At 58.8% G+C, this 24,626-nt stretch carries 26 protein-coding genes and 2 tRNA genes; 25 read left to right on the top strand and 3 right to left on the bottom strand.

The genetic code is table 11. The annotated features are described in order from the left end of the window. Window positions 1–104: 104 nt before the first annotated feature. From Q1W40_RS00245 to Q1W40_RS00330, 18 genes are all read left to right on the top strand, one after another. A complete protein-coding gene (locus tag Q1W40_RS00245) occupies window positions 105–1,133 on the top strand; it encodes an amidohydrolase family protein (protein WP_300707745.1) in 1,029 nt (342 codons plus the stop codon). A gap of 104 nt (window positions 1,134–1,237) precedes the next feature. Further along, window positions 1,238–1,921, top strand: a complete 684-nt coding sequence (ligK, locus tag Q1W40_RS00250) for a 4-carboxy-4-hydroxy-2-oxoadipate aldolase/oxaloacetate decarboxylase (protein WP_300707652.1) — start codon at window positions 1,238–1,240, stop codon at window positions 1,919–1,921. Window positions 1,922–1,979: 58 nt separating this feature from the next. After that, the gene (locus Q1W40_RS00255; RefSeq protein WP_300707654.1) at window positions 1,980–2,945 is read left to right on the top strand and encodes a tripartite tricarboxylate transporter substrate binding protein; all 966 of its coding nucleotides are present in this window, start codon (window positions 1,980–1,982) and stop codon (window positions 2,943–2,945) included. A gap of 29 nt (window positions 2,946–2,974) precedes the next feature. Then, window positions 2,975–3,892, top strand: coding sequence for an amidohydrolase family protein (locus tag Q1W40_RS00260; RefSeq protein ID WP_300707656.1), 918 nt, complete (start codon window positions 2,975–2,977; stop codon window positions 3,890–3,892). A gap of 152 nt (window positions 3,893–4,044) precedes the next feature. After that, window positions 4,045–4,503, top strand: coding sequence for a protocatechuate 4,5-dioxygenase subunit alpha (gene ligA / locus Q1W40_RS00265; RefSeq protein ID WP_300707658.1), 459 nt, complete (start codon window positions 4,045–4,047; stop codon window positions 4,501–4,503). Between the two features lie 2 nt (window positions 4,504–4,505). Further along, window positions 4,506–5,384 carry a class III extradiol dioxygenase subunit beta gene (locus tag Q1W40_RS00270; protein ID WP_300707660.1) on the top strand — a complete coding sequence of 293 codons (879 nt, stop codon included), beginning with the start codon at window positions 4,506–4,508 and terminating at the stop codon, window positions 5,382–5,384. Between the two features lie 17 nt (window positions 5,385–5,401). Then, window positions 5,402–6,358, top strand: coding sequence for a Gfo/Idh/MocA family oxidoreductase (locus tag Q1W40_RS00275; RefSeq protein WP_300707662.1), 957 nt, complete (start codon window positions 5,402–5,404; stop codon window positions 6,356–6,358). A 3-nt stretch (window positions 6,359–6,361) separates the two neighbouring features. Next, window positions 6,362–7,537, top strand: coding sequence for an MFS transporter (locus Q1W40_RS00280; protein ID WP_300707664.1), 1,176 nt, complete (start codon window positions 6,362–6,364; stop codon window positions 7,535–7,537). A gap of 135 nt (window positions 7,538–7,672) precedes the next feature. Continuing rightward, entirely contained in the window at window positions 7,673–8,209 is a 537-nt protein-coding gene (iscR, locus tag Q1W40_RS00285; RefSeq protein ID WP_300707666.1) for a Fe-S cluster assembly transcriptional regulator IscR, read from the top strand. 22 nt (window positions 8,210–8,231) lie between these two features. Next, entirely contained in the window at window positions 8,232–9,449 is a 1,218-nt protein-coding gene (locus Q1W40_RS00290) for an IscS subfamily cysteine desulfurase (RefSeq protein ID WP_300707668.1), read from the top strand. A 15-nt stretch (window positions 9,450–9,464) separates the two neighbouring features. After that, complete coding sequence (iscU, locus tag Q1W40_RS00295) at window positions 9,465–9,851, top strand: Fe-S cluster assembly scaffold IscU (protein ID WP_300707671.1); 387 nt, start codon at window positions 9,465–9,467, stop codon at window positions 9,849–9,851. 1 nt (window position 9,852) lies between these two features. Beyond that, a complete protein-coding gene (gene iscA, locus Q1W40_RS00300) occupies window positions 9,853–10,176 on the top strand; it encodes an iron-sulfur cluster assembly protein IscA (protein ID WP_300707673.1) in 324 nt (107 codons plus the stop codon). Continuing rightward, window positions 10,176–10,691 (top strand): Fe-S protein assembly co-chaperone HscB, encoded by a 516-nt coding sequence (gene hscB / locus Q1W40_RS00305; RefSeq protein ID WP_300707747.1) that lies wholly within the window; start codon window positions 10,176–10,178, stop codon window positions 10,689–10,691. The genes iscA and hscB overlap by 1 nt, the downstream gene beginning before the upstream one ends. A 60-nt stretch (window positions 10,692–10,751) precedes the next feature. Continuing rightward, window positions 10,752–12,617, top strand: coding sequence for a Fe-S protein assembly chaperone HscA (gene hscA, locus Q1W40_RS00310; protein ID WP_300707675.1), 1,866 nt, complete (start codon window positions 10,752–10,754; stop codon window positions 12,615–12,617). 14 nt (window positions 12,618–12,631) lie between these two features. Next, entirely contained in the window at window positions 12,632–12,970 is a 339-nt protein-coding gene (gene fdx / locus Q1W40_RS00315; protein WP_300707677.1) for an ISC system 2Fe-2S type ferredoxin, read from the top strand. 19 nt (window positions 12,971–12,989) lie between these two features. Continuing rightward, entirely contained in the window at window positions 12,990–13,706 is a 717-nt protein-coding gene (gene dnaQ / locus Q1W40_RS00320; RefSeq protein ID WP_300707679.1) for a DNA polymerase III subunit epsilon, read from the top strand. A 76-nt stretch (window positions 13,707–13,782) separates the two neighbouring features. Further along, window positions 13,783–13,857 (top strand) — tRNA-Val (locus Q1W40_RS00325). Window positions 13,858–14,025: 168 nt separating this feature from the next. Next, the gene (locus Q1W40_RS00330; protein WP_108326601.1) at window positions 14,026–14,307 is read left to right on the top strand and encodes an HU family DNA-binding protein; all 282 of its coding nucleotides are present in this window, start codon (window positions 14,026–14,028) and stop codon (window positions 14,305–14,307) included. Here the strand turns inward: Q1W40_RS00330 and Q1W40_RS00335 are convergent, their stop codons facing one another. Then, window positions 14,308–14,610: a hypothetical protein gene (locus tag Q1W40_RS00335; protein ID WP_300707683.1), complete on the bottom strand. Its 303-nt coding sequence runs from the start codon at window positions 14,608–14,610 to the stop codon at window positions 14,308–14,310. Window positions 14,611–14,916: 306 nt separating this feature from the next. Here Q1W40_RS00335 and Q1W40_RS00340 point away from each other — a divergent pair, with 306 nt between their 5' ends. The 6 genes from Q1W40_RS00340 (at window position 14,917) to Q1W40_RS00365 (ending at window position 21,071) form a co-directional block, all read left to right on the top strand. Then, window positions 14,917–15,360 (top strand): MerR family transcriptional regulator, encoded by a 444-nt coding sequence (locus tag Q1W40_RS00340; RefSeq protein WP_300707685.1) that lies wholly within the window; start codon window positions 14,917–14,919, stop codon window positions 15,358–15,360. A gap of 33 nt (window positions 15,361–15,393) precedes the next feature. Beyond that, window positions 15,394–15,470, top strand: a tRNA-Pro gene (locus Q1W40_RS00345). A gap of 1,842 nt (window positions 15,471–17,312) precedes the next feature. Beyond that, window positions 17,313–17,957 carry a TetR/AcrR family transcriptional regulator gene (locus tag Q1W40_RS00350; protein ID WP_300707687.1) on the top strand — a complete coding sequence of 215 codons (645 nt, stop codon included), beginning with the start codon at window positions 17,313–17,315 and terminating at the stop codon, window positions 17,955–17,957. Beyond that, the gene (locus Q1W40_RS00355) at window positions 17,954–19,147 is read left to right on the top strand and encodes an efflux RND transporter periplasmic adaptor subunit (RefSeq protein ID WP_300707689.1); all 1,194 of its coding nucleotides are present in this window, start codon (window positions 17,954–17,956) and stop codon (window positions 19,145–19,147) included. Before Q1W40_RS00350 ends, Q1W40_RS00355 begins: the two co-directional genes overlap by 4 nt. Then, window positions 19,144–20,346, top strand: coding sequence for an ABC transporter permease (locus tag Q1W40_RS00360; RefSeq protein WP_300707691.1), 1,203 nt, complete (start codon window positions 19,144–19,146; stop codon window positions 20,344–20,346). Before Q1W40_RS00355 ends, Q1W40_RS00360 begins: the two co-directional genes overlap by 4 nt. Before the next feature lie 8 nt (window positions 20,347–20,354). Continuing rightward, entirely contained in the window at window positions 20,355–21,071 is a 717-nt protein-coding gene (locus tag Q1W40_RS00365) for an ABC transporter ATP-binding protein (protein ID WP_300707693.1), read from the top strand. Window positions 21,072–21,110: 39 nt separating this feature from the next. Here Q1W40_RS00365 and Q1W40_RS00370 read toward each other — a convergent pair whose 3' ends face one another. Both Q1W40_RS00370 and ytfE read right to left on the bottom strand, forming a co-directional pair. Next, the gene (locus Q1W40_RS00370) at window positions 21,111–22,325 is read right to left on the bottom strand and encodes a nitronate monooxygenase family protein (RefSeq protein WP_300707695.1); all 1,215 of its coding nucleotides are present in this window, start codon (window positions 22,323–22,325) and stop codon (window positions 21,111–21,113) included. Beyond that, window positions 22,322–23,056, bottom strand: a complete 735-nt coding sequence (ytfE, locus tag Q1W40_RS00375; RefSeq protein ID WP_300707697.1) for an iron-sulfur cluster repair protein YtfE — start codon at window positions 23,054–23,056, stop codon at window positions 22,322–22,324. Before ytfE ends, Q1W40_RS00370 begins: the two co-directional genes overlap by 4 nt. 166 nt (window positions 23,057–23,222) lie before the next feature. Here ytfE and Q1W40_RS00380 point away from each other — a divergent pair, with 166 nt between their 5' ends. Continuing rightward, a complete protein-coding gene (locus tag Q1W40_RS00380) occupies window positions 23,223–24,533 on the top strand; it encodes an acyl-CoA dehydrogenase family protein (RefSeq protein ID WP_300707699.1) in 1,311 nt (436 codons plus the stop codon). The last annotated feature ends 93 nt before the right edge of the window (window positions 24,534–24,626 follow it).

A 24,626-nucleotide genomic window follows, 5' to 3' on the forward strand; every position in this document is an offset into this window, starting at 1 on the left:
GCGGTGATGCCTGTCGGGGCTGAAGCCGCCGACCTACAAAAATCGAATTCCCGACTGACAAGACACCATCAACGCAGGAAACAGACATGAGCCAAACCCAGCCCTTGATCATTGACGTGCACGGTCACTACACCACCGCCCCCAAGGCGCTGGAAGATTGGCGCAACCGCCAGATCGCCGGCATCAAGGACCCCGCGTCCATGCCCAAAGTGTCCGAGCTGAAAATCAGCGACGACGAACTGCGCGAGACCATCGAGACCAACCAGCTGGCCAAGATGAAAGAGCGCGGCTCAGACATCACCATCTTCAGCCCCCGCGCCAGCTTCATGGCCCACCACATTGGCGACTTCAACGTCTCGTCCACCTGGGCGGCCATTTGCAACGAGCTGTGCTACCGCGTGGCGCAACTCTTCCCCGACAACTTCGTGCCTGCGGCCATGCTGCCCCAGTCGCCGGGTGTGGACCCTGCGACTTGCATCCCTGAGCTGGTCAAGTGCGTGGAGCAATACGGCAACGTCGGCATCAACCTGAACCCCGATCCCTCGGGTGGCCACTGGACTTCGCCTCCCTTGACCGACAAGGCCTGGTACCCCATTTACGAAAAAATGGTCGAGTACGACATCCCCGCGATGATCCACGTCTCGACCAGCTGCAACAGCTGCTTTCACACCACCGGCGCGCACTACCTGAACGCCGACACCACGGCCTTCATGCAGTGCCTGACCAGCGACCTGTTCAAGGACTTCCCCACGTTGAAGTTTTTGATCCCGCACGGCGGCGGCGCGGTGCCTTACCACTGGGGCCGTTTCCGGGGTCTGGCGCAAGAGCTGAAAAAGCCTTTGCTGTCCGAGCACCTGCTGAACAACATCTTCTTTGACACCTGCGTGTACCACCAGCCGGGCATCGACCTGCTGACCAAGGTGATCCCTGTCAAGAACATCCTGTTTGCGTCCGAGATGATCGGCGCGGTGCGTGGCATCGACCCCGAAACCGGCCACTACTACGACGACACCAAGCGCTATGTGCAAGCCACGGCCAACCTGAACGAGCAAGAGCGTTACATGGTCTTTGAAGGCAACGCCCGCCGCGTGTTCAAGCGTCTGGACGACCAGCTCAAAGCCAAAGGCCAATGACCTTCTTGTAGGAGCGACGCCCCCGTCGCGATGGCCATTGATTTGGCCATTGATCGCCGCGAGGGCGCGGCTCCTACAAGCCCAACCCCTATCAGGAGAAAACCATGTACGAACTCGGCGTTGTTTACCGCAACATCACCCGCGCGGACCGCGCAGCCACCGATGGCCTGGCGGCACTCGGCTCGGCCACCGTGCACGAAGCCATGGGCCGTGTCGGCCTCATGAAGCCTTACATGCGCCCCATCTATGCGGGCGCTCAGGTGTCCGGCACCGCCGTCACCGTGCTGCTGCACCCTGGCGACAACTGGATGATGCATGTGGCCGCAGAGCAGATTCAACCCGGCGACATCGTGGTCGCGGCCATCACCGCCGAATGCACCGATGGTTATTTTGGTGACCTGCTGGCCACGTCCTTCATGGCCCGTGGTGCCCGCGCCCTGATCATCGACGCCGGTGTGCGCGATGTGAAAGAGCTGACCAAGATGGGTTTCCCAGTGTGGAGCAAAGCCATCAGCAGCAAGGGCACGATCAAGGCCACCGTGGGCTCGGTCAACATCCCAGTGGTGTGCGCCGGCATGATCGTCAACCCCGGCGACGTGATCGTGGCCGATGACGACGGCGTGGTCTGCGTGCCCCAAGCCATGGCTGCCAAGACCCTGGAAACCGCCCAAGCGCGTGAAGCCAACGAAGGCGAAAAACGCGCCAAGTTGGCTTCGGGCGTTTTGGGCCTGGACATGTACAAGATGCGTGAGCCCTTGGCGGCTGCGGGTCTGAAGTACATCGACTGAACGTCACCATCACGGGCCCTGTGTGCGGGCTCGTCTCTTAATCGGCAGGAGACTGGACATGCAGATTCGACAACACTTCGCACTCTGGCTCGGCACGCTGGGCCTTTGCGTCTCGGCGCTGGCCCAAAACTACCCCAGCAAGCCCGTCAAGGTTGTGGTGGGTTATGCCGCCGGTGGCGCGGTGGACGTGGTGGCACGCACCATTGGGCAAAGCCTTCAAACCAGCCTCGGACAAGCCTTCATCGTTGAGAACAAGCCAGGCGCGGGCACCAACATCGCGGTCAAGTCGGTGATCACCGCCGAGCCCGATGGCTACACCCTGATGATGGCGGCCAATGCGCTGGCGGCCAACATGTCGCTGTACCAGCCTCAGCCTTTTGACGCTGAAAAAGATCTGGTGGCCATCTCGCTGATCGGCCGCGTGCCGGTGGTGATTGCGGCCAATGCCAATGCGCCGTTTGCCAACGTCAAGCAACTCATTGAAGCCGCCAAGGGCAAGCCCAACAGCATTGCGTATGGTTCGCCAGGCAATGGCTCCACGCCGCACATGGCCATCGAGCTGTTTGCCCGTGCTGCAGGCATCGACTTGCAGCACATCCCTTACCGTGGCGGTTCGCCCGCCATCACCGACACCATTGGCGGGCAAGTGCCGCTGGTGGCGGTCAATGCGCTGGAGGTCTTACCCCATGTGAAGAGCGGCAAGCTCAAGGTGCTGGGCGTGCTCAGCGCCAACCGCAGCGCCAACTACCCGGATGTGCCGACCATGGCCGAATCGGGCTTTCCAGGCTTTGAAGCGTCGGTCTGGTACGGACTGGTGACCCCTGCGGCCACGCCCAAACCCATCGTGGCCAAGCTGCATGCCGAAGTGCAAAAAGCCCTGCAGACCAAGGAAGTGCGCGAACGCATGAACGCCGTGGGCGGCGAGGTCGTGCCCGGCAGCGCCGAGATGTTCAGCAACCTGATCCGATCCGAGCGCGTGCGCTACGACAAGCTGGTGCGCGAAGCCAACATCAAACCCGATTGACCCCAAAGCATCCCAAGAGAGAGAAGACCATGCAATTTGAAAAAACCCCTGGCTGGCTGGACTGGTACACCGGCCCGAGCCAACCCAAGTTTCAGGTGCCCGCAGGCGCGGTGGACGCGCACTGCCACGTGTTTGGCCCCGGTGCCGAGTTCCCTTATGCGCCAGAGCGCAAGTACACGCCATGCGACGCGTCCAAGCACCAGCTGTACGCGCTGCGTGACCATTTGGGCTTTGCCCGCAACGTGGTGGTGCAGGCCACTTGCCACGGTGCAGATAACCGCGCCATGGTCGATGCCTTGGTCAACTCCAATGGCAAGGCCCGTGGTGTGGCAACCGTCAAGCGTAGCGTCACCGACCAGGAAATCCAGGCCATGCACGACGCTGGTGTGCGCGGTGTGCGTTTCAACTTCGTCAAGCGTCTGGTGGACTTCACGCCCAAGGATGAGCTGATGGAAATCGCGGGCCGCATCGCCAAGTGGGGCTGGCACGTGGTCATCTACTTTGAGGCCGTGGACCTGCTCGAGCTGTGGGATTTCTTCACAGCGCTGCCCACCACCGTGGTGGTCGACCACATGGGCCGCCCCGATGTGTCCTTGCCGGTGGACGGCCCGCAATTTGCGCTGTTCCAGAAGTTCATGCGCGAGCACCAAAACGTGTGGAGCAAGGTGTCTTGCCCAGAGCGTCTGTCCGTCACCGGCCCTAAGGCCTTGAACGGTGAACAGAGCGCGTACCAAGATGTGATCCCGTTTGCCAAGCGCATTGTGGAAGAGTTCCCCGACCGCGTGCTGTGGGGTACCGACTGGCCGCACCCCAACTTGAAAGACCACATGCCCGACGACGGCCTGCTGGTGGACTTCATCCCGCACATCGCGCCCACCGCCGAGCTGCAAAAGAAACTGCTGGTGGATAACCCGATGCGCCTGTACTGGCCTGAAGAAGTGAAGTGATTTTTCTGTCATCCCTCGACTTGACCCGGGATTCATGGATTCCCGCGTTCGCGGGAATGACAACATCCGTGATTTTTCTGTCATCCCGGGCTTGACCCGGGATCCATGGATTCCCGCCTTCGTGGGAATGACAACATTTTGAAAGGTATCCGATGGCATTAGACAAACCCTACACCGACGTACCCGGCACCATCATTTTTGATGCCGAGCAATCGCGCAAAGGCTACTGGATCAACCAGTTTTGCATGTCGCTCATGAAGGCGGAAAACCGTGAGCGTTTCAAGGCCAACGAACGGGCTTACCTGGACGAGTGGCAGATGACCGAAGAGCAAAAGCAGGCCGTGCTGGCCCGCGACCTGAACTGGTGCATGCGCACCGGCGGCAACATTTACTTCCTCGCCAAGATCGGCGCGACCGACGGCAAGAGCTTCCAGCAAATGGCAGGCTCCATGACCGGCATGACCGAAGAGGAATACCGCAACATGATGATCAAGGGTGGCCGCAGCGTGGAAGGCAACCGTTACATCGGCGAAAACGGCGATGCCCAGGCGCAGAACCAACCCCAAGGCGCAGCCGGGCAACAGTCCAACGCAGCCGGAAAGAAAGCATAAACATGGCCAAAATCACCGCATCCGTCTACACCTCGCATGTGCCCGCCATCGGCGCGGCCATGGACCTGGGCAAAACGCAAGAAGACTACTGGAAGCCGCTGTTCGCAGGCTACGACTTCTCCAAGCAATGGATGAAGGACAACAAGCCCGACGTCATCTTCCTCGTCTACAACGACCACGCCACGGCCTTCAGCCTGGACATGATTCCGACATTTGCCATCGGCACCGCCGCTGAGTACAAGCCCGCCGACGAAGGCTGGGGTCCGCGCCCTGTGCCCTTGGTCAAAGGCCACCCCGAGCTGGCCAGTCACATCGCACAGTCGGTCATTCAGCAGGACTTTGACCTGACCATCGTCAACAAGATGGACGTGGACCACGGCCTGACGGTGCCCCTGTCGCTGATGTGCGGCGAAAAAGACCCCGTCAAAGATGCGTGGCCTTGCCCCGTCATCCCGTTCGCCGTGAATGTGGTGCAGTACCCCGTGCCCAGCGGTCAGCGCTGCTTCAACCTGGGGCAAGCCATCCGCAAGGCGGTCGAGAGTTTCGACGAAGACCTCAACGTGCACATCTGGGGCACAGGCGGCATGAGCCACCAGCTGCAGGGCGCGCGTGCGGGCCTGATCAACCGCGAGTGGGACAACCAATGGCTCGACAAGCTGATCAACGACCCGGTGGCGGCTGCCGCCACACCGCACATTGACTACGTGCGCGAAGCGGGCAGCGAAGGCATCGAGCTGGTCATGTGGCTGATCGCCCGTGGCGCCATGAGCGACATCAACGATGGCAAAGCCACAGGCCCTGCGCCCACACTGCGCCACCGCTTCTACCATGTGCCCGCATCCAACACCGCTGTGGGCCACGCCATCCTCGAGAACAACTGAATCCCTGGAGAAAAATCATGAGCAAAACCATCAAAGTTGCCCTGGCGGGCGCAGGTGCCTTCGGCATCAAACACCTGGACGGCATCAAGAACATCGACGGCGTGGAAGTCGTCTCGCTGATCAGCCGTGACATCGAAAAAACCAAAGAAGTCGCCGCCCAATACGGCATCGCCCACGCCACGACCGAGTTGGACGAAGCGCTGGCTTTGAAAGAAGTCGATGCCGTCATCCTGTGCACCCCCACGCAAATGCACGCCAGCCAGACCCTGGCTTGCCTGAAGGCGGGCAAGCATGTGCAGGTCGAGATCCCGCTGTGCGATGTGTACAAGGAAGGCCAGGAAGTTCTGCGCGTTCAAAAGGAAAGCGGCCTGGTGGCCATGGTGGGCCACACCCGCCGCTTCAACCCCAGCCACCAGTGGGTGAACAACAAGATCAAGGCCGGTGAATTCAACATCCAGCAGATGGATGTGCAGACCTACTTCTTCCGCCGCACCAACATGAACGCGCTGGGCCAGGCCCGCAGCTGGACCGACCACCTGCTGTGGCACCACGCTGCCCACACCGTGGACCTGTTCGCCTACCAGTGCGGCAGCCCCATCGTCAAAGCCAATGCGGTGCAAGGCCCGATCCACCCCACGCTGGGCATCGCCATGGACATGAGCATCCAGCTCAAGGCCGCCAACGGTGCGATCTGCACTTTGTCGCTCAGCTTCAACAACGATGGCCCTCTGGGGACCTACTTCCGCTACATCGGCGACACCGGCACTTATCTGGCCCGTTACGACGACCTGTACACCGGCAAGGAAGAAAAGATCGATGTGTCGCAAGTGGCGGTGTCGATGAACGGCATTGAGCTGCAAGACCGCGAGTTCTTCGCCGCGATCAGTGAGGGTCGCGAGCCCAACAGCTCGATTGCCCAAGTGCTGCCTTGCTACCAGGTCCTGCACGATCTGGAACAGCAGCTGAACGGCTGATCGATGACATCCACAGCGCAAGCTGAACGCAGCAGCTTGCGTGTAATGGGCTTGGCTGGCTTTGCCAGCATGGTGTCCATGCGCATGTGCGACCCGATGCTGGTGGTGCTGGGGCGGGAGTTTCAGGTCACCACCGGCGAGGCGTCAAGTGTGGTTTCAGCCTTTGCCGTGGCCTACGGCGTGATGCAGTTGTTTTACGGCCCATTGGGAGACCGGTTCGGCAAGCTGCGTGTCATTTCATTGGCGGCACTGGCGTGCGCCATCTTCAGCATTATCACCAGCATGGCGCCAAGTCTGACGTCCTTGGTGGTCATGCGTGCCTTCATGGGGGGCGCGGCTGCAGGCATCATTCCGCTCACCTTGGCCTGGATCGGTGACCAGGTGGCCTACGACCGCCGTCAGGAAACCTTGGCCAGGCTGATGGGGGCCACCGTCAGCGGCATGATGGTGGGCTTGTGGTTCGGTGGTTTTGCCGCCGAGAACCTGGGCTGGCGCACCGCTTTTGTGGTGGTGTCGGCGTGCTTTGCCACCGCGTCTGTTTTTTTGTTGCGCAAAGTTCGCAGCATGCCTGCCCCAGCGCCCTCCACAAAAGGCTTCATGGGGGCATTTGCCAACACGTTTGAGTTAGGCCGCAACCGCCGTGTGCAGCAAGTTCTGAGCGCCACCATTGTGGAAGGCGCTTTGATTTTTGGCGCGATGGCGTTCATCCCCACACATTTGCACCAACAGTTCGACATGAGCGTGGTGTTTGCCGGCACCGTGATGATGCTGTACGGTGTGGGCGGTTTGATCTACAGCCAACTGGCCCGCCGTTGGCTGGGTTGGCTGGGCGGTGAGCGCGGCTTGGTGCGCACGGGCGCCAGCCTGATCGTCTTGGGCCTGTCGACCCTGGCTTGGGCGCAGCAGCAGGTCCTGGGCATGCTGGGGTGCTTCTTCACAGGCTTCGGCTTTTACATGTTGCACAACACCTTGCAGACGCAAGCCACACAAATGGCGCCACATGCGCGCGGCACGGCGGTCACGCTGTTTGCTTGCGTGCTGTTTTTTGGCCAGTCTGCGGGCGTGCTGGCGATGTCTTTTGGTGTGGACAGAGGGTGGCTGCCTTATGCCTTTAGCCTGTGTGCCTTGGGCGTGGCGTTTTTGGGCGCCTTTGTGTACCGCTTGGTGGGCAAACACTGAGGTGCAGGCGGGGCTGGCTCGAATACCCCTATAACCCGAGCGATTTGATCGGGATTGCGGTATACTTGACTCGTTTAGTCGGGATCAGCGGTGACTGCTGCATTTTGACTGCCGTCCACACTCCAGGAGCCTGCCATGCGTTTGACCACCAAAGGCCGTTTTGCCGTGACCGCCATGATTGATCTGGCTTTGCGCCAGGATGCCGGCCCCGTGACTTTGGCCGCGATCAGCCAGCGCCAACAGATTTCTCTGTCTTATCTGGAGCAGTTGTTTGGCAAGCTGCGCCGTCACAACCTGGTCGAGTCCACCCGTGGCCCCGGCGGGGGCTACACGCTGGGCCGCAAATCGACCGACATTACAGTGGCCGATATCATTTTGTCGGTGGACGAGCCCATCGACGCCACGCATTGCGGTGGCAAGGAAAATTGCCACGGCGGCGATGCCCGTTGCATGACGCACGATCTGTGGGCTTCGCTCAATTCCAAGATGGTCGAGTTTCTCGATTCCGTTACGCTGCAAAAGCTGGTGGAAGACCAACTGGCCAAAGGCTTGGTGGTGGAGAGCAAGCCCAACATCAAGCGTGCCATTTCGCCCATGCCGGTGGTCAAACCCATCCGCGTGACGGGCCCCAATTCGGTTTTTGAATTGGGCACTGTGTTTGCAAAATCCTGATCATTCCAAAGAAGTCTTCACCATGACCACGCCACATTTCCCCATTTACCTCGACTACGGCGCGACCAACCCCTGCGACCCCCGGGTGGTGGACGCCATCATTCCCTGGTTGCGCGAGCACTTTGGCAACCCCGCTTCGCGCAGCCACGCCTGGGGCTGGGAAGCCGAAGCCGCGGTTGAAAAAGCCCGCGAGTACGTGGCCGAGTTGATCGGTGCCGACCCGCGCGAAATCGTCTGGACCAGCGGCGCCACCGAATCCAACAACTTGGCCATCAAGGGCGCAGCGCACTTTTACAAGTCACGCGGCAAGCACCTGATCACCGTCAAGACCGAACACAAGGCTGTGCTCGACACCATGCGTGAGCTCGAGCGTCAGGGTTTTGAAGTGACTTACCTCGATGTGCAGGCCGATGGTTTGCTGAGCATGGACGCGCTCAAAGCCGCGATTCGCCCCGACACCATCTTGATCAGCGTGATGTTCGTGAACAACGAAATCGGCGTGATCCAGGACGTGACCGCGATTGGCAACCTGTGCCGCGAAAAAGGCATCATCTTCCACGTCGATGCGGCCCAGGCCACCGGCAAGGTCGAGATCGACATGACCCAGCTGCCCATCGACCTGATGAGCCTGGCCTCACACAAGACCTACGGCCCCAAAGGCATTGGCGCTTTGTACGTGCGCCGCAAGCCCCGCATTCGCCTCGAAGCGCAAATGCACGGCGGTGGTCACGAGCGCGGCATGCGCTCGGGCACTTTGCCCACCCACCAGTGCGTGGGCATGGGCGAGGCGTTTCGCATTGCCAAGCTGGAGATGGCGCAGGACAACGCCAAGGCGCGTGCCTTGCACGACCGCCTGATTGCGGGCCTGAGCGATATGGAGCAGGTGTTTTTGAACGGTCACGCCACCCAGCGCGTGCCGCAAAACATCAACATCAGTTTCAATTATGTGGAGGGCGAGTCCCTGATCATGGGCATCAAGGGCCTGGCGGTGTCGTCGGGTTCTGCTTGCACCTCGGCCAGCCTGGAGCCCAGCTATGTCTTGCGCGCCTTGGGCCGCAGCGACGAGTTGGCCCACAGCAGCTTGCGCATGACGATTGGCCGCTGGACCACCGAAGAAGACATCGACTACGCGATCAACACCATCCGCGAGAACGTGGCCAAGCTGCGCGAACTCAGCCCCCTGTGGGAAATGCACAAAGACGGCATCGACCTGAGCACCATCCAGTGGGCTGCCCACTGATAAAGGAGAAACACCATGGCTTATTCTGAAAAAGTGGTTGACCACTACGAAAACCCCCGCAACGTCGGCTCGTTCGACAAGGGCGACGAAGACGTGGGTACCGGCATGGTCGGTGCACCGGCTTGCGGCGACGTGATGAAGCTGCAGATCAAGGTCAACCCGACAACCGGTGTGATCGAAGACGCACGCTTCAAAACCTATGGCTGCGGCTCGGCCATCGCCTCCAGCTCGCTGGTGACCGAATGGGTCAAGGGCAAGACGCTGGACGAGGCAGCGGCCCTGAAAAACAGCGAAATCGCCGAAGAGCTGGCGCTGCCGCCCGTGAAAATCCACTGCTCCATCCTGGCCGAAGACGCCATCAAGGCGGCTGTGGACGACTACAAAAAAAAACACCTGAACTGACATGGCCATCACACTGTCTGAAGCCGCTGCCCGGCATGTGACCCGCTACCTGGCCAAGCGTGGTTCGGGTGTGGGCGTGCGCCTGGGCGTCAAGACCACGGGCTGCTCGGGCCTGGCCTACAAGCTCGAATACGTGGACGAGATCGCCCCGGAAGACGTGGTCTTTGAAGGCCACGGCGTCAAGGTGCTGGTGGACCCGAAAAGCCTGGCCTACATCGACGGCACCGAGCTGGACTTTGTGCGCGAAGGCCTGAACGAAGGTTTCCGCTTCAACAACCCCAACGAACGCGACCGCTGCGGTTGCGGCGAGTCGTTCCGCGTGTGATTTCACTTCAGGCCAACGACTTCGAGCTGTTTGATGTGCCGGTGCAATACGCACAGGACCGCGCACAGCTCGATGCCCGCTGGAAGGCCCTGCAGCGCGAAGCCCACCCGGACCGCTTTGCGGCCGAAGGTGCGGCTGCCCAGCGCGTGGCCATGCAGTGGTCGGTGCGCATCAACGAGGCCTACCAGCGCCTGAAAGACCCGCTCAAGCGCGCCGCCTATTTGTGCGAGCTGCAAGGCGCGCCCGTGCAAGCCGAAAACAACACGGCCATGCCCGCCTCGTTCCTGATGCAGCAGATGGAATGGCGCGAAAGCCTGGATGAAACCGACACGTCTGAGGGCTTGGAAGCGCTGGCAGGTGTTGTGAGCGCCGAACAGCGCCGCGTGCAGCAAGAGCTGGCTCGTTTGCTCGACGAAGCCAAAGACCCCGCGCAGGCCGTGGGGCAGGTGAGGGCGCTGATGTTCATTGAACGCTTCACGCAAGAAGTGAACGCTAAACTCGACCGATTGATCTGATCCTTTTGGGTCGCAACGCCTCATGCAGGTGGGCGACTTGAACACCACCTTTGATTGAACATGGCCTTACTGCAGATTTCCGAACCGGGCCAGTCGCCCGACCCGCACCAGCGCCGCATCGCGGTGGGCATCGACCTGGGCACCACGCACTCGCTGGTGGCTTCGGTGCGCAACGGCGTGGCCGAGTGTCTGCCCGATGACGATGGCCGGGTGATCTTGCCCTCGGTCGTGCGTTTCATGCCGGGCCAGGGTCGCCAGATCGGCTTTGACGCGGTGCAGTCTGCGGCCACCGATCCGGTCAACACCATCTCCTCGGTCAAGCGTTTCATGGGGCGTGGCCTCAACGACATTGCGGACCGCAGCAAGCTGCCTTACGAATTCACAGCCAGTGACAAAGGCATGCTCAGCATTCAAACTGTGCAAGGCCCCAAGTCACCGGTTGAGGTGAGCGCCGAAATTTTGGCCACGCTGCGTTACCGCGCCGAAGACACCTTCAACGACGACCTGTACGGCGCGGTCATCACCGTGCCTGCCTACTTTGACGACGCCCAGCGCCAGGCCACCAAAGACGCTGCCCAGTTGGCCGGTCTGAATGTGTTGCGCTTGATCAACGAACCCACCGCAGCCGCCATTGCCTACGGTCTGGACAATGCCAGCGAAGGCGTTTACGCCGTGTTCGATCTGGGTGGCGGCACCTTCGACATTTCCATCCTGCGGCTGACGCAAGGCGTGTTTGAAGTGCTGTCTACCGGCGGCGACTCGGCTTTGGGTGGCGACGATTACGACCAGGCCCTGGCCGACTTCGCTATGGCCCGGCAGCCTGGCCTGCAAGCCGTCACGGCCGAAGACAAAACCCTGCTTAAGGCGGCAGCCCGTGCTGCCAAAGAGGCTTTGACGAATGCCGACATGGCCAGCCTGAATGTGGCCCTGTCCTCCGGCGCTTTGTCGGTGCAAATCAGCCGTGTCGATTTCGAGCAAGCCACCCAGGCCCTCACGGCCCGCTGCATCACCGCCGTGCGCAAAGCGCTGCGCGATGCCCAACTGGCCAAAGACGATGTGCAAGGCGTGGTCATGGTGGGCGGCTCCACCCGCATGCCGCAAATCCAGCAGGCCGTGGCCGACTTTTTTGGGCAGGCCCCACTCAACAACCTCAACCCCGACGAAGTCGTGGCTTTGGGCGCGGCCATTCAGGCCAACCAGCTGGCGGGCAACAACGCCGCAGGCGAATTGCTGCTGCTGGATGTGATCCCGCTGTCGCTGGGCATCGAGACCATGGGCGGCCTGGTGGAGCGCATCATCCCGCGCAACCAGACCATCCCCACCGCCATGGCGCAAGACTTCACCACCTACCAGGACGGACAAACCGCACTGGCGCTGCATGTGGTGCAGGGCGAGCGCGATCTGGTGCAAGACTGCCGCAGCCTGGCCCGTTTTGAGCTGCGCGGCATCCCGCCCATGGCCGCTGGCGCAGCCCGCATCCGCGTCACGTTCACGGTCGATGCCGATGGCTTGCTGAGCGTGGGTGCCAAAGAACTAATCAGTGGTGTGGAAGCGCGCATCGACGTCAAACCGTCTTACGGCCTGAGCGACGATCAGATCGCCACCATGCTGCAGGAAAGCTTCACCACCGCCCAGGCCGACATGCAAGCCCGTGCCTTGGTCGAGGCGCGGGTCGATGCCGACCGCATGCTGCTGGCCACGCGCAGTGCTTTGCAGGCCGATGGCGATTTGCTCAGCCCTGCAGAGCGTGCCGCCATTGATGCCCAGATGGCCACTTTGCAAGCGGCCATCCAGACCGAGCAAGATGCCAAAGCGCTGGAAGACTGCACCCAGGCGCTGGCCAAAGGCACCGAAGCCTTCGCCGCCGAGCGCATGAACCACAGCATCCAGAAAGCCCTGGCTGGCCAGAACATCCAGTCGATGTGAATCACAATACCGTCATGCCCGTCATCAAAATCCTGCCCCATCCCGAGTACTGCCCCAGCGGTGCGCAAATCACCGCGCCTGCGGGCACCAGCATCTGCGAAGCGCTGCTGGACAACAAAATCAACATCGAACACGCCTGCGACATGAGCGCCGCCTGCACCACATGCCATGTGGTGGTGCGTGAGGGCTTCAACACCCTCAACGAGATGGAAGAAACCGAGGAAGACCTGCTCGACCGCGCCTGGGGCCTGGAGCCCAATTCGCGCCTGAGCTGTCAGGCCTTTGTGGCCAAAAGCGACTTGGTGATCGAGATCCCGCGCTACACCGTCAACCACGCCAAAGAAAACCACTGAACAGACGGAGCGGGAAGACATGCGCCAAATCGTTCTGGACACTGAAACCACCGGTCTTTCAGCCGAAGGCGGCGACCGCATCATCGAGCTGGGCTGTGTGGAGCTTTACGCCCGCAAGCTCACCGGCAACAACCTGCATTTCTATTTCAACCCCGAGCGCGACAGCCACGAAGACGCGCTCAAGGTGCACGGCATCAGCAACGAGTTCTTGCGCGACAAGCCCAAGTTCGCCCAGCTGGCCGATGACATCCTCGACTACCTGAGTGATGCGGAACTGATCATCCACAACGCCGCGTTCGACATCGGCTTTTTGAACAAAGAGCTCGAGCGCGTGGGCAAGAAACCGCTCAAGGCTTATGTCAGCGGCGTCATCGACACCCTGGCCATGGCCAAGGAAATGTTCCCTGGCAAACGCAACAGCCTGGACGCCTTGTGCGACCGCCTGGAAGTGGACAACTCCGGTCGCACCTTGCACGGCGCTTTGCTCGATGCCGAATTGCTGGCTGATGTGTACATCAACATGACGCGTGGCCAAGAGGCCTTGCTGATTGATGCGGGCCAGGATTCAAGCACCGATGCATCCGGGGTTTCAGTACAAGTGGACTTGACCGGTTTTGTTTTGCCAGTGTTGAGCGCCAATGATCAAGAGCTGGCGGCACATGAAGACGTACTGGCTCAAATGGACAAGTCCAGTGGAGGTAAAACCATCTGGCGTCTTGTGGCAAATGCCCATTGAGTTCAAAAATTGTTCTGGCCGACTCAAAGAGGCTGATTTTTTATGCCATAATTTAGCTCTGCGCTGCAAAGCGATAGGGCGATTAGCTCAGCGGTAGAGCACTGCATTCACACTGCAGGGGTCACATGTTCGATCCATGTATCGCCCACCAGATTCAAGCCCCGTAAATCATAGATTTGCGGGGCTTTTTCTTTGGCCAAATGGTTTAAACACCTCTGATGTATTCATAAGTTGTGATGGCAATTTTCCAATTTTGAGAAATTGTGCTCCGCATGATTTATGATTCGGTTTCCCCTCTCACCCTTTAAGGAGATAACTCGTGAACAAAGCAGAACTGATCGAAGCCCTGGCTAAAGAAACCGAATTGTCCAAAGCTGCTGCTGGCCGTGCTGTGTCGGCATTGGTTGAAATCATCACCAAGACCGTTGCCAAGAAGCAAGATGTGCAATTGATCGGTTTTGGCACTTTCAAAGCCGCCAAGCGCGCTGCTCGTGCCGGTAAGAACCCCCGCACCGGCGAGAAGCTGAAAATTGCAGCTGCAACCGTTCCTAAATTCACTGCCGGCGCCGCCTTCAAGGCAGCCGTGAACAAGAAGAAGTAATCACTTTTTTCCTTGAGTAAGAAAGCGGTGCGAGTCCAAGACTCGGACCGCTTTTTTTTGCCTAAAGCGCTCAGTGCTGGCGGCAGCATTCGAGCGATTGGACATGCCAACCGTCATCCGCATGTGGCTGATCTCTGGCCAGACGTACAAGACAACTTTATTTTCGTCCAGACGTCGTGCATGCTTTAACCAACCATGGACGACTTGGGTTGCTTTGTCGCCCGCGAGTTCATATCGCTGCGCTGGCTTCTTGTGAGTGAGAGGAGCGTTACCTGATGGTTTGGAGTGCCAGCTTGCGTGCATGTCTGCATCTGCTGGTGCCGATCTTTTTGCGCTCCACATGGGAACTTCGCAGCATTGACCTGGCAAAAAACACACACTCGTCCGTTTTAGAAAATGCCTTGTCTGTTCGTTTACTGTTCTGTAGCACGGTCGTAAAAGACGAATTGCACTCGGATTGAAACTGTTTTGAAGCATCTATGAGCACTTTTCTGCTTGCTACCGCCATCGAGTCACAAGTGGTCAAGCTGAACGCCTGCAAGACGGGCTGGACTTGAGTCCATAAGTTGCAGTAAGCTACAAGGTTTTCCACGTAACTTGTTGTCGTTCATGGACAGTCCGCTTCCCTCTATCCCTGCCAAACGCTATTTCACCATTGGTGAAGTGGGAGAGTTGTGTGGCGTTAAGCCCCATGTGCTGCGCTATTGGGAGCAGGAATTTACCCAGTTGCGCCCGGTCAAGCGTCGAGGCAATCGGCGCTACTACCAGCACCATGAAGTGCTGATGATCCGACGTATTCGGGATCTGTTGTACGACCAAGGGTTCACCATCAGTGGGGCGCGTAACAAGTTGCAAGAGCTGGTGCAGGCGGATCGCTTGGGACGACGTGCTTTGCCTGCAGATCCAGATGCTGAGTTCAGTACAGATGTGGTGGACGAAGAGGCTTCAGACCTGTCTGCATACAGGCCTTCGTTTGACCTGGATGTCCCTGCGGCAGATTACGCTTCCCTTCAACGAGAGCTTTTGGATATTCGCGCTTTGCTGAGTGTGTGAGGGCTATTTCTCAGGGTATAATTCATTTCTAGTCGGCGTGTAGCGCAGCCTGGTAGCGCACTTGCATGGGGTGCAAGGGGTCGCGAGTTCGAATCCCGCCACGCCGACCATATGAATCAAGGACTTGGCTTCGCAAGGGGCTAAGTCCTTTCTTCTTTGTGGCTCAGGAATCATCCGTTGTCCCAACCGTTGTCCCAACTGAGTGCAAAGCTGGGATGGCGCAGTCGCCTCAACGCTCACCGTACCACTTGATACTGTGTAGAGAGCTTACTGAGCAATGAGCATGAGGGCACAGGCTGATGGTTGATAGTGACTGTGTTGCGCAAGGGCTTGATCACTTGCCGCTAAGGCGTTGGGTAGCGACGAACCGTCAGCGCTCGATGCGCATCTGTGACCTTCTCCAGCGCGGTCATGTCGGGGGAGCTGTCTGCTGGGCGCTTTGGCCGCAGACCCAATATCTCCGCTTTTTCAGGTCGTACTGCTTCTGCCGGAATGTCCGACCGGCATCAATTTACGCGAGGCAATAGGTCAGCTCGGGTAGCTATCAAGCTGAATCAATGCGGCACTCAGGATAGTTCACTTCAAGCACTTTCAGATCTCATTTGGACGCAGCCTCGGCGGCTATAAAAAAGGTTTTTTTTGGTAGCCAGTGTTGGTAACTATAACTACGGCCCATCAATGGCTGCAGTGTTTCCTTGAAGCATCAACATAAATGGGCTGCTCAACGTTTTGTGTGCACAAAAGTTCAGGCTGCACGTACCAGCTGTTGGTAACCAAAGTTACCTGCAAGGTTGCTCGATTTTTCTCAAAAAGTTACACGTCGGGAGTTGATTCGAGACTGCGTACTTGATCTGCGTACTTCTCGCACGGTCTTAAATTTCTGATGCTGACAAGGCGCCCTCCGTGCAAAAGGCTAGGTGGCTTTCGTCGGACTTGCCGACCTTACTATCGTCGAACCGGCTAAGAAGGAGGTGCCCCATGGTAAATCTGACTTGGGCCGACGACGCGTCGACCATTTTTTTTCGCAGCAGAACCATTCCTGCGTATCAGCAGACAACAATTATTCACTGTCGGTGAACGTCATTGCGTTCGATCAGGGGAGCTGCCTCCGACAGCTAAACATTTAGTTGCTGGTCGAACAGATCTATCAGGTGACCAGCAATCAGGCTCCAGCCCTTATCCTTGCGGCGAATTCTTTGACCCACCAATGTTCCGAGTTCCTTGCCACGAGCCGAGCGACACTGGCCCAACAGCTGCAGTATCGATACAGGGGCAGGTCATGAGCCAATCGGTCGTGCAAATCAAGCTGGTGACCTTGGCTGTCATCCCCGGCGGCACCATCATCCATCGCCGGCCCTCAGAGCTCTTGCTTGAAGGCTGGCAACAGGGAAACTGTCTTTAGAACCTGCGCATTGAATCTGAGGCACTCAGGCCCAGCCGGTTTTTCAGCATCAGGCAGGTAAGGTGAAGGATGGCGGCGCTGGAGTTGGCATGGCGCTCAACGTGCCCATCAAGCCCGATCAGAACCACGTTGGCAACTTCGAATTTCCCCGCCTGTGGCTACCCCATTCCTCCCATGCGAATCGGCCTTACTATGCTGTTTCAGGCCGATGGCGATGCAGGCGACAGCTTCCTTGAGCCGGGAGCTCTTGCCCTTAAAGCCAGCACCGCACAGCGGTCATGAGCTGGTCCAGGATGTTGCTGTCCATGGTGTCCTTGAACATTGCCTTGCGCACACATCCAGTCATCAAGTCGATTTTGAAGAATGTTTCGGTGAAATTGTCGGCGCTGAATCTTTCCTGTGATCTGATTTTTCCTTTCCCTCATTCAACTCGAGGATTCATTTTTTGAATGACCGGGTTGCATTTGGGAGATCGATTGCGCAAGGTTGAGTGTTTTCAAGAAAGTCAAAGCAAAACATGCTAAAGTAATTCATTAATTACTTATGTTTTATGACTTCCAGTTCTCACCCTAAACAGCGAACCCACGAACGCCAAGCCGGCTTGGTCCAGGCTGCGTTGCAACTGGCCGCAGAAAAAAGCCCTGCTGAAATCACTACGGGTGATCTGGCTCAAGTGGTGGGCATCACCCAGGGTGCAGTATTCAAGCACTTTGAGAGCAAAGAAGCGATTTGGCTTGCGGTGCTCGATTGGGCGCATCAGGCCTTGATGGCGCGTTTGCAAGCCGTGGTCAGTGAATCGGGTGCGCAAGCTGTGCCGCTGGCAGTTTTGCGCGCCGTGTTCATGGCGCACATTCAATTTGTGCAGGCCTACCCGGGGGTGCCGCGCTTGGTGTTTCAGGAGTTGCAGCATGCCAAGGCCACGCCGCTCAAAGAGCGGGCGCAATCGTTGATGCGTGACTATCGCCAGTTGGTCAAGGGCCTGCTGGATGGCGCCGTGCAAGCCCAAACCATTTCAGCGCAGCTCGATACCCAGGCGGCCACGGTGCTGTTCATGGGCGCCGTTCAGGGCTTGGTCATGCAGTCGTTGATGGCCGGTTCACTGCAGGGCATGCACTTGCAAGCCGCCGCTGTTTTTAATATTTACGCCAACGGGCTAAGCCATGTTCCGGCGCGCACCACCAGGGAAAAATCATGAAGTTGTCCAGTTTGAACCAACGCCGAGGGCTGATGGTGGTCGGGGCCGTCGCCTTGATCGCCGCGATCGGTTTCGTCGCCTTTCGCCTCGGCCCATTGGCACCGACGCGACTCACCGTGGTGCGCGTTAGCCACGACAGCCTCACGCCCTCGGTGTTTGGTGTGGGCAGTGTGGAGGCCAAGCAAAGCTGGCTCATGGGGCCCACAGTGGCGGGGCGTGTGCTGCGCGTGCATGTGGATGTGGGTGACAAGGTCAAGGCCGGCCAATTGCTGGCCGAGATGGATCCCGTCGACTTGGAGCAACGTCTGTTGGCGCAAGAGGCGGCATGGGCCAAGGCGCGAAGCGTTCAGGTGGCGGCTCAAGCGCAGGTGTTGGATGCCAAAGCGAGACAGGCGTTGGCCAGCACCAATTTGCTGCGCCAAAAGGACTTGGCGCGGCAAAACTTCATCAGCCAGGGCGCGCTGGAAGTGCGCGAGCAAGAATTGATTTCAGCCGACGCCGCTTTTCAAACGTCTCAGGCGAACCTTCAGGCGGCTGGACAAGACCTGCAGCGTTTGCAGGCGGAGCGCGCTGCGGTCTTGCTGCAACGCCAAAACACACGTCTGTTGGCCCCCGCCGATGCGGTGGTGATCAGCCGCGATGCCGAAGCCGGCAGCACCGTGGTGGCCGGGCAACCGGTGTTGCGCCTGGCCAATCCCGCCAGCCTGTGGGTCAAGATGCGCGTAGACCAAAGCCGCTCCGCTGGATTGGCCGTGGGCTTGGGGGCCAAGATCGTGCTGCGCTCGCAGCCGCAGCAGATCTGGACGGGTCAAGTCGAACGCTTGGAGTGGCTTGCCGATGCGGTGACCGAGGAGCGGATCGCCCAGGTGGGCTTCAGCGAGATTCCGCCTGCGGCGTCGATTGGCGAAATGGTCGAGGTGACGCTGGACTTGAAGGCCACGGCCGATAGCCCGGTGGTGCCGCAAGCCAGCGTGCAACAGCACCAGGGGCGCAGCGGCGTGTGGCGTGTGGCCGCAGGCCAGATCGAGTTTTCGCCGGTGCAATGGGGCGCCTCCAGCTTGGACGGCCGCATCCAGGCCTTGAGCGGTCTGCAGGCCGGCGACAGCGTCGTGGTTTACAGCGAAAAAGCGCTCAAGCCCGGGGCTGGCTTTCGGGTGGTGGATGCCTTGGTTAAACAGGCCAAGCCATGATCAATTTGGCGCTGCGCGACATTCAGCACAGTTGGGCCAAGTTCATCCTGACGGGGTTTGGTTTGGGCTTGCTGATTGGTGTGACGCTGACCATGGCCGGCGTGTTTCGCGGCATGGTGGACGATGCACAGGCGCTGCTGAGCAACAGTGGCGCCGATCTGTGGGTGGTTCAAAAAGGCACCCAAGGCCCTTACGCGGAAGCGTCCAATTTGAAGGACGACCTGGTGCGCAGCATTCAAGGCATGCCCGGCGTTGCCAAGGCGGCCAACATCACTTACTTCACGATGCAGATCCAGGCGCGCGGTGGTCGTGAGGCCCGCGCCATGGTGGTGGGGATTGAACCTGGCACGGCCGGCTTGCCCGGTCAGCCGGGCCATCTGGTGGCGGGCCGTCATCTGACGCGCAGCCATTACGAAGCCGTGGCCGATATCAAAACCGGTTTGGCCCTGGGCGACACCGTGCAGATTCGCCGCCATGCTTACGCGGTGGTGGGCTTGACCCAAAGAATGGTGTCTTCGGGTGGTGACCCGATGGTGTTCATTGCTTTGAAGGACGCACAGGAAGCGCAATTCCTGAAAGACAACGATGCCCTGGTGAACGACCGCGTGCGCACCAGCGCGAACCCGGCGTTCAACCGGCCGGCCGTGCCGGGTTTGCTGGACGCGGTGCAGAACTTGCAAATCAGCAGCCGCAACGTGAATGCGGTGTTGGTGCAGGTCGCAGAGGGCCATCAGGCCGCGCAAGTGGCTGAGCCGATTCGCCGCTGGAAGCATTTGACGGTCTATACCCGCAGCGACATGGAAGAGATTTTGGTGGACAAATTGATTGCCACCTCGGCCAAACAGATCGGCATGTTCCTGGTCATTTTGGCGGTCGTCAGTGCCGCGATTGTGGCGTTCATCATCTACACCATGACGCTGGGGAAAATCCGCGAGATTGCGGTGCTGAAACTGATCGGCACGCGCAACCTCACCATTGCCAGCATGATCTTGCAGCAAGCCTTGGGCTTGGGAGTGATTGGTTTTGTGGTGGGCAAAGTGGCCGCCACTTTATGGGCGCCTGTGTTTCCCAAGTTCGTGTTGCTGCTGACGCAAGATGCGGTGCTGGGATTTGCTGCCACCTTGCTCATTTGCGCATTGGCCAGTACCTTGGCCATCCGCGTCGCTTTGCGTGTAGACCCGGCGCAGGCCATCAGTTGAAAGAGACCATGACCACAAGCACGGGCGGCATCCTCATTGAAAATTTGCGCAAAGTCTACGGCCACGGCGACACGGCCGTGGAGGCCTTGAAAAACGTCAACATGCAAGTGGCACCGGGCGAGGTGGTGGGCTTGGTGGGGCCTTCGGGTTCAGGCAAAAGCACCTTGCTCAAATGTTTGGGCGCGATCATTGAGCCCACCTCGGGGCGCATGACTTTGGGCAATGAAGTGATCTACGACAACGGCTGGAAGACCTCGAACCTTCGCGCATTGCGGCGTGACCGCATTGGTTTTGTGTTTCAAGCGCCGTATCTGATTCCGTTTTTGGATGTGATCGACAACGTCGCCTTGCTGCCCATGCTGGCCGGTGTGCCCAATGTGCAAGCCCGCCAGCGCGCTTTGGAGTTGCTGACCGCGTTGGATGTGGCGCACCGTGCCAAAGCCGAACCCGGGCAACTGTCCGGCGGTGAGCAGCAGCGGGTTTCTATTGCGCGGGCGCTGGCCAACAAGCCGCCTGTGATTTTGGCGGACGAGCCCACGGCGCCGCTGGACAGCGAGCGGGCGCTCTCAGTCATGCGCATCCTCAATGCCATGGCGCAACAAGCGCAGACGGCCATCATTGTGGTCACGCACGATGAAAAAATCATCCCCAGCTTCAAGCGGATTTACCACATTCGGGATGGCCAAACGATTGAAGAAAAGGGCGAGGGACGGTTGCTGTCTTGAAAGGGGTGGCACACATTTTTTAAGCTGCCAGCAACAGTCTCAAGGTGTGTGGAGATTTGTCGCCTCTTTCGCAGGTGTCAACAAGTGTTCAATCAAATCTTGGACAGTTTTGATTTGTGAGCCAAACGGCAATGTGCCTGCGCCCCTGAAATACAAGCCACGTTGCAAGTCACCTGTTAATGCATGGCCCAGTTGTTGATCAATGCAGAACTGGCCAATTCCCGCATTGCCATCTCGCAAGCCGCAATGCTGCAGGCAATCAAATGACATATTGCACTTGGCCTTGGGGTGGGCCCTTTCTTGCAGTACAGGCAAGATCCGCAGGTATTTGTCCAACCAAGGCGTGCGCACTGCACGCGCTGGTAATCCGGCCACGCTCAAGAACTCCACCATGTCTTGTGGTCGCGCTTGCGCCAGAATATTTTTGAACGCCAGGGATGCATCGCACTCTTGGGTCACGGCAAACGCAGTGCCCAGTTGCACGCCACTGGCGCCCATGCTTTGTAAACGGGCAATGTCGGCATGACTGCTGATGCCGCCTGCGGCAATCAGGGGGATCAGGTTTTCTATGCCCGATGCTTTGAAAAATTCAAGCACCTGTGGCAGCACGACTTCAAAGTCAAAGCGCGCATCGTTCAGGTCCGCGATTTTGGCTGCACCCAGATGGCCACCGGCCAAGCGGGGGTTTTCAATGACAATGGCGTCCGGTAGCCGGCCTTTCTTTTCCCATTTGCGCACCAGCAGTTGCACGCCTCGGGCGTCTGACAAGATAGGAATCAGTGCGACTTGGGGATGGTTGCGCGTCAGATCGGGCAGGTCCAGCGGCAGACCGGCCCCCACGACCAATGCATCAGCACCACTTTCGATGGCTTGATGGACACAGGCTTCATAGGCGCTGAGGGCTTTCATGATGTTGACCGCCAGCCAGCCCTGTCCTTGGCTCATTTGACGGGCCTGCTTGATTTCGCGGTCCAAGGCGGTCAGGTTGGCTGCGTCAATGCGCTGTCTGGCATCGAGCTCTTTGTCTAGGTGCTTTGTCTCTTGCATCAAGTCAGGATGCAGTCGGCGCAGATCCACCGACGAAATAGTGCCCATGCCCCCACACCGTGCGACTGCAGATGCAAGTTTGGAGGCCGAAACGCCAACGCCCATACCCCCTTGCACAATCGGCAGCAGCACTTTGCCTTTAATTTGCAGTGGTCGCAGGCCTGCGCGCTGTGTTCGATTCAACCCGTCGCTGACCTCGGTTTTCATATGGTTACTTTTGGGTTGGCTGCGATGGGGCTAGGCGAAGCATTGCTGCTTTCAAAGCCTGAAAACAAGCAGTTATTTTCCAAGTGGATATGCTCGATCAGGTCTTCGCTCAGGCTTTGCGTTCCCGCATACAGGGCTTGCCACGTGTTGCATGCCCCATCGGGAGCTTGATGCTGGCAGGTCAACTCCGCTAGCCTCTCCAACTGAGCGCCATGGCTGATGTGTTCATGCCGCATCATGTCGATCGGGTGTCCAGCCATGGGGTGTCCACCCGAGTGCAGCAGGGGAAAAAGAATGGCTTCTTCTTTTGCCATGTGCACCAGCAGTTCTACTTGCATGCTCTCCAAGTGGGTTGCCAAACCTTGCGGAACCTGAGGGTGCTCCCGATGAACGGCCTCCACTCGGCGCGCCATGCGGATCAGTTCAGGCAGTTGTTGTCGGTGTACCGCGTGGTAGCGCGCCAGAATGTGCTCGATCAGTTCTGATGCGGTGGGTTCGGCAGGCAGTTGCTGGGTTCGATCCAGTGCATGCAGGGCTTCCAAAATTGTCGCTGGATTGAGTCCTTTTTCGGCGCAAGCCATTTCTAAGCTTTGTTTGCCGCCACAACAAAAGTCCAATTTGAAGTAACGAAAGACAGCAGTAGCCCCTGGCACTTTGACGGCCATGGCGCCGAGACTGTTTTGTGCATAAATTTGTGTGCTGTTCTGGTCGTTGGTTGTAAGAGTAAGCATGTGCGTCCTTTAAACATTCATTGAAAATGAACCTATTATGAGATAAGATTCATTTCTTGTGAATATTTACCGCAATGTTTATGGGTCTTTGTCGCAGTTGCCGCTCAGCGCGCAACTGGAGGCGGCCTTAAAGCACGCTGTGTTGGGTTTTGTTTGGAGTTGTGACATGGATTTTTCGCCATCCCTGCGTGCGCGCCAGTGGCATGAGCGCTTGCAGGCGTTCATGCAAAGGTACCTGTTGCCTTACAACGCAGCGTGGCATCAAGCGGTCAAGACGGGGGATTACCCACCGCCTTTCATGCAAGACTTGAAGTCGCTGGCCCAGGAAGAGGGTTTGTGGAATCTTTTTTTGCCTGACTTGCGGCCAGATGAACCGGGCACAGCGCTGAGCCACCTGGACTATGCCCCGCTGGCCGAAACCATGGGCCGCCTGCCCTGGGCGGCCGAGGTCTTCAACTGCAACGCCCCCGACAGCGGCAACATGGAATTGCTGCACCGATTTGCCAATGCAGCGCAGCGTGCGCAATGGCTGACCCCTTTGCTACGTGGAGAAATCCGATCGGCCTTTGCCATGTCCGAGCCCGATGTGGCATCCTCCGACCCGACCAATTTGCAAACCACCTTGCGCGCTGAGGGCGATGCCTGGGTGTTGAACGGGCGCAAGTGGTTCATCACGGGCGCTGCGCACCCGCAATGCAAACTGTTGATCGTCATGTGCCGAAATGCCAGTGTGTCGCTAATGGACGACACGGCCAGCCAGGGGCCGGCGGTGCATCAGCAGCACAGCTTGGTGCTGCTGCCCCTGGACACGCCAGGGGTCGAGGTGGTGCGCAATATTTCAGTGGTGCATCACCTGGCGCCTGAGGGGCATTGTGAAATCTTATTTCGTCAAGTGCGCATCCCCAAAGACCATTTGCTGGGAACCTGGGGGCAGGGGTTTGCCATGGCGCAGGCGCGTTTGGGTCCTGGGCGGGTTCATCACTGCATGCGCACCATAGGCCAGTGTGAGTTGGCACTCGAAATGGCCACCGAGCGCGCCCTTGAACGCACCGCATTTGGCAAACACTTATCGGATCAGTCGAATGTGCAGGACTGGCTGGCCGAGTCTCGGTTGGAGATCGATCAAGCCAGGCTTTTGGTGCTTAAAACCGCATGGATGCTGGATGTGGGTGAAGCCCCCACAGCAGAAATTCGGGCCCAAGTGTCGGCGATCAAGGTGGTTGCCGCTCGCTTGCAAACCCGGGTGGTCGAACGTGCCATGCAGGTGTTCGGTGCCATGGGTTTGTCACCCGATACGCCTTTGGCCTATTTTTGGACTTGGGGTCGTGCGATGCATTTGATGGATGGTCCGGATGAAGTTCATCTGCGTATCCTAGCTCGGCACGAGTTGCACAAAGCACAGGCCCGCATGGGCGAAACCGCTGCTTACTTTACGACGCCCGAACAAATGCGCGCACCGCCGCATTTGTCGGCTTGATGGTTGTCAATAGCCTCAAAGCCCTGCGGCCCTGCAAGGGCTGCTGTGCGAAAAATTGGAAACAACGAAGCGCTGATGGCGTTTTTGAAAGGA

Origin of the sequence: Limnohabitans sp. (assembly GCF_030158565.1) — a bacterium.
In the GTDB taxonomy this organism is placed as follows: Bacteria; Pseudomonadota; Gammaproteobacteria; order Burkholderiales; family Burkholderiaceae_C; genus Limnohabitans_A.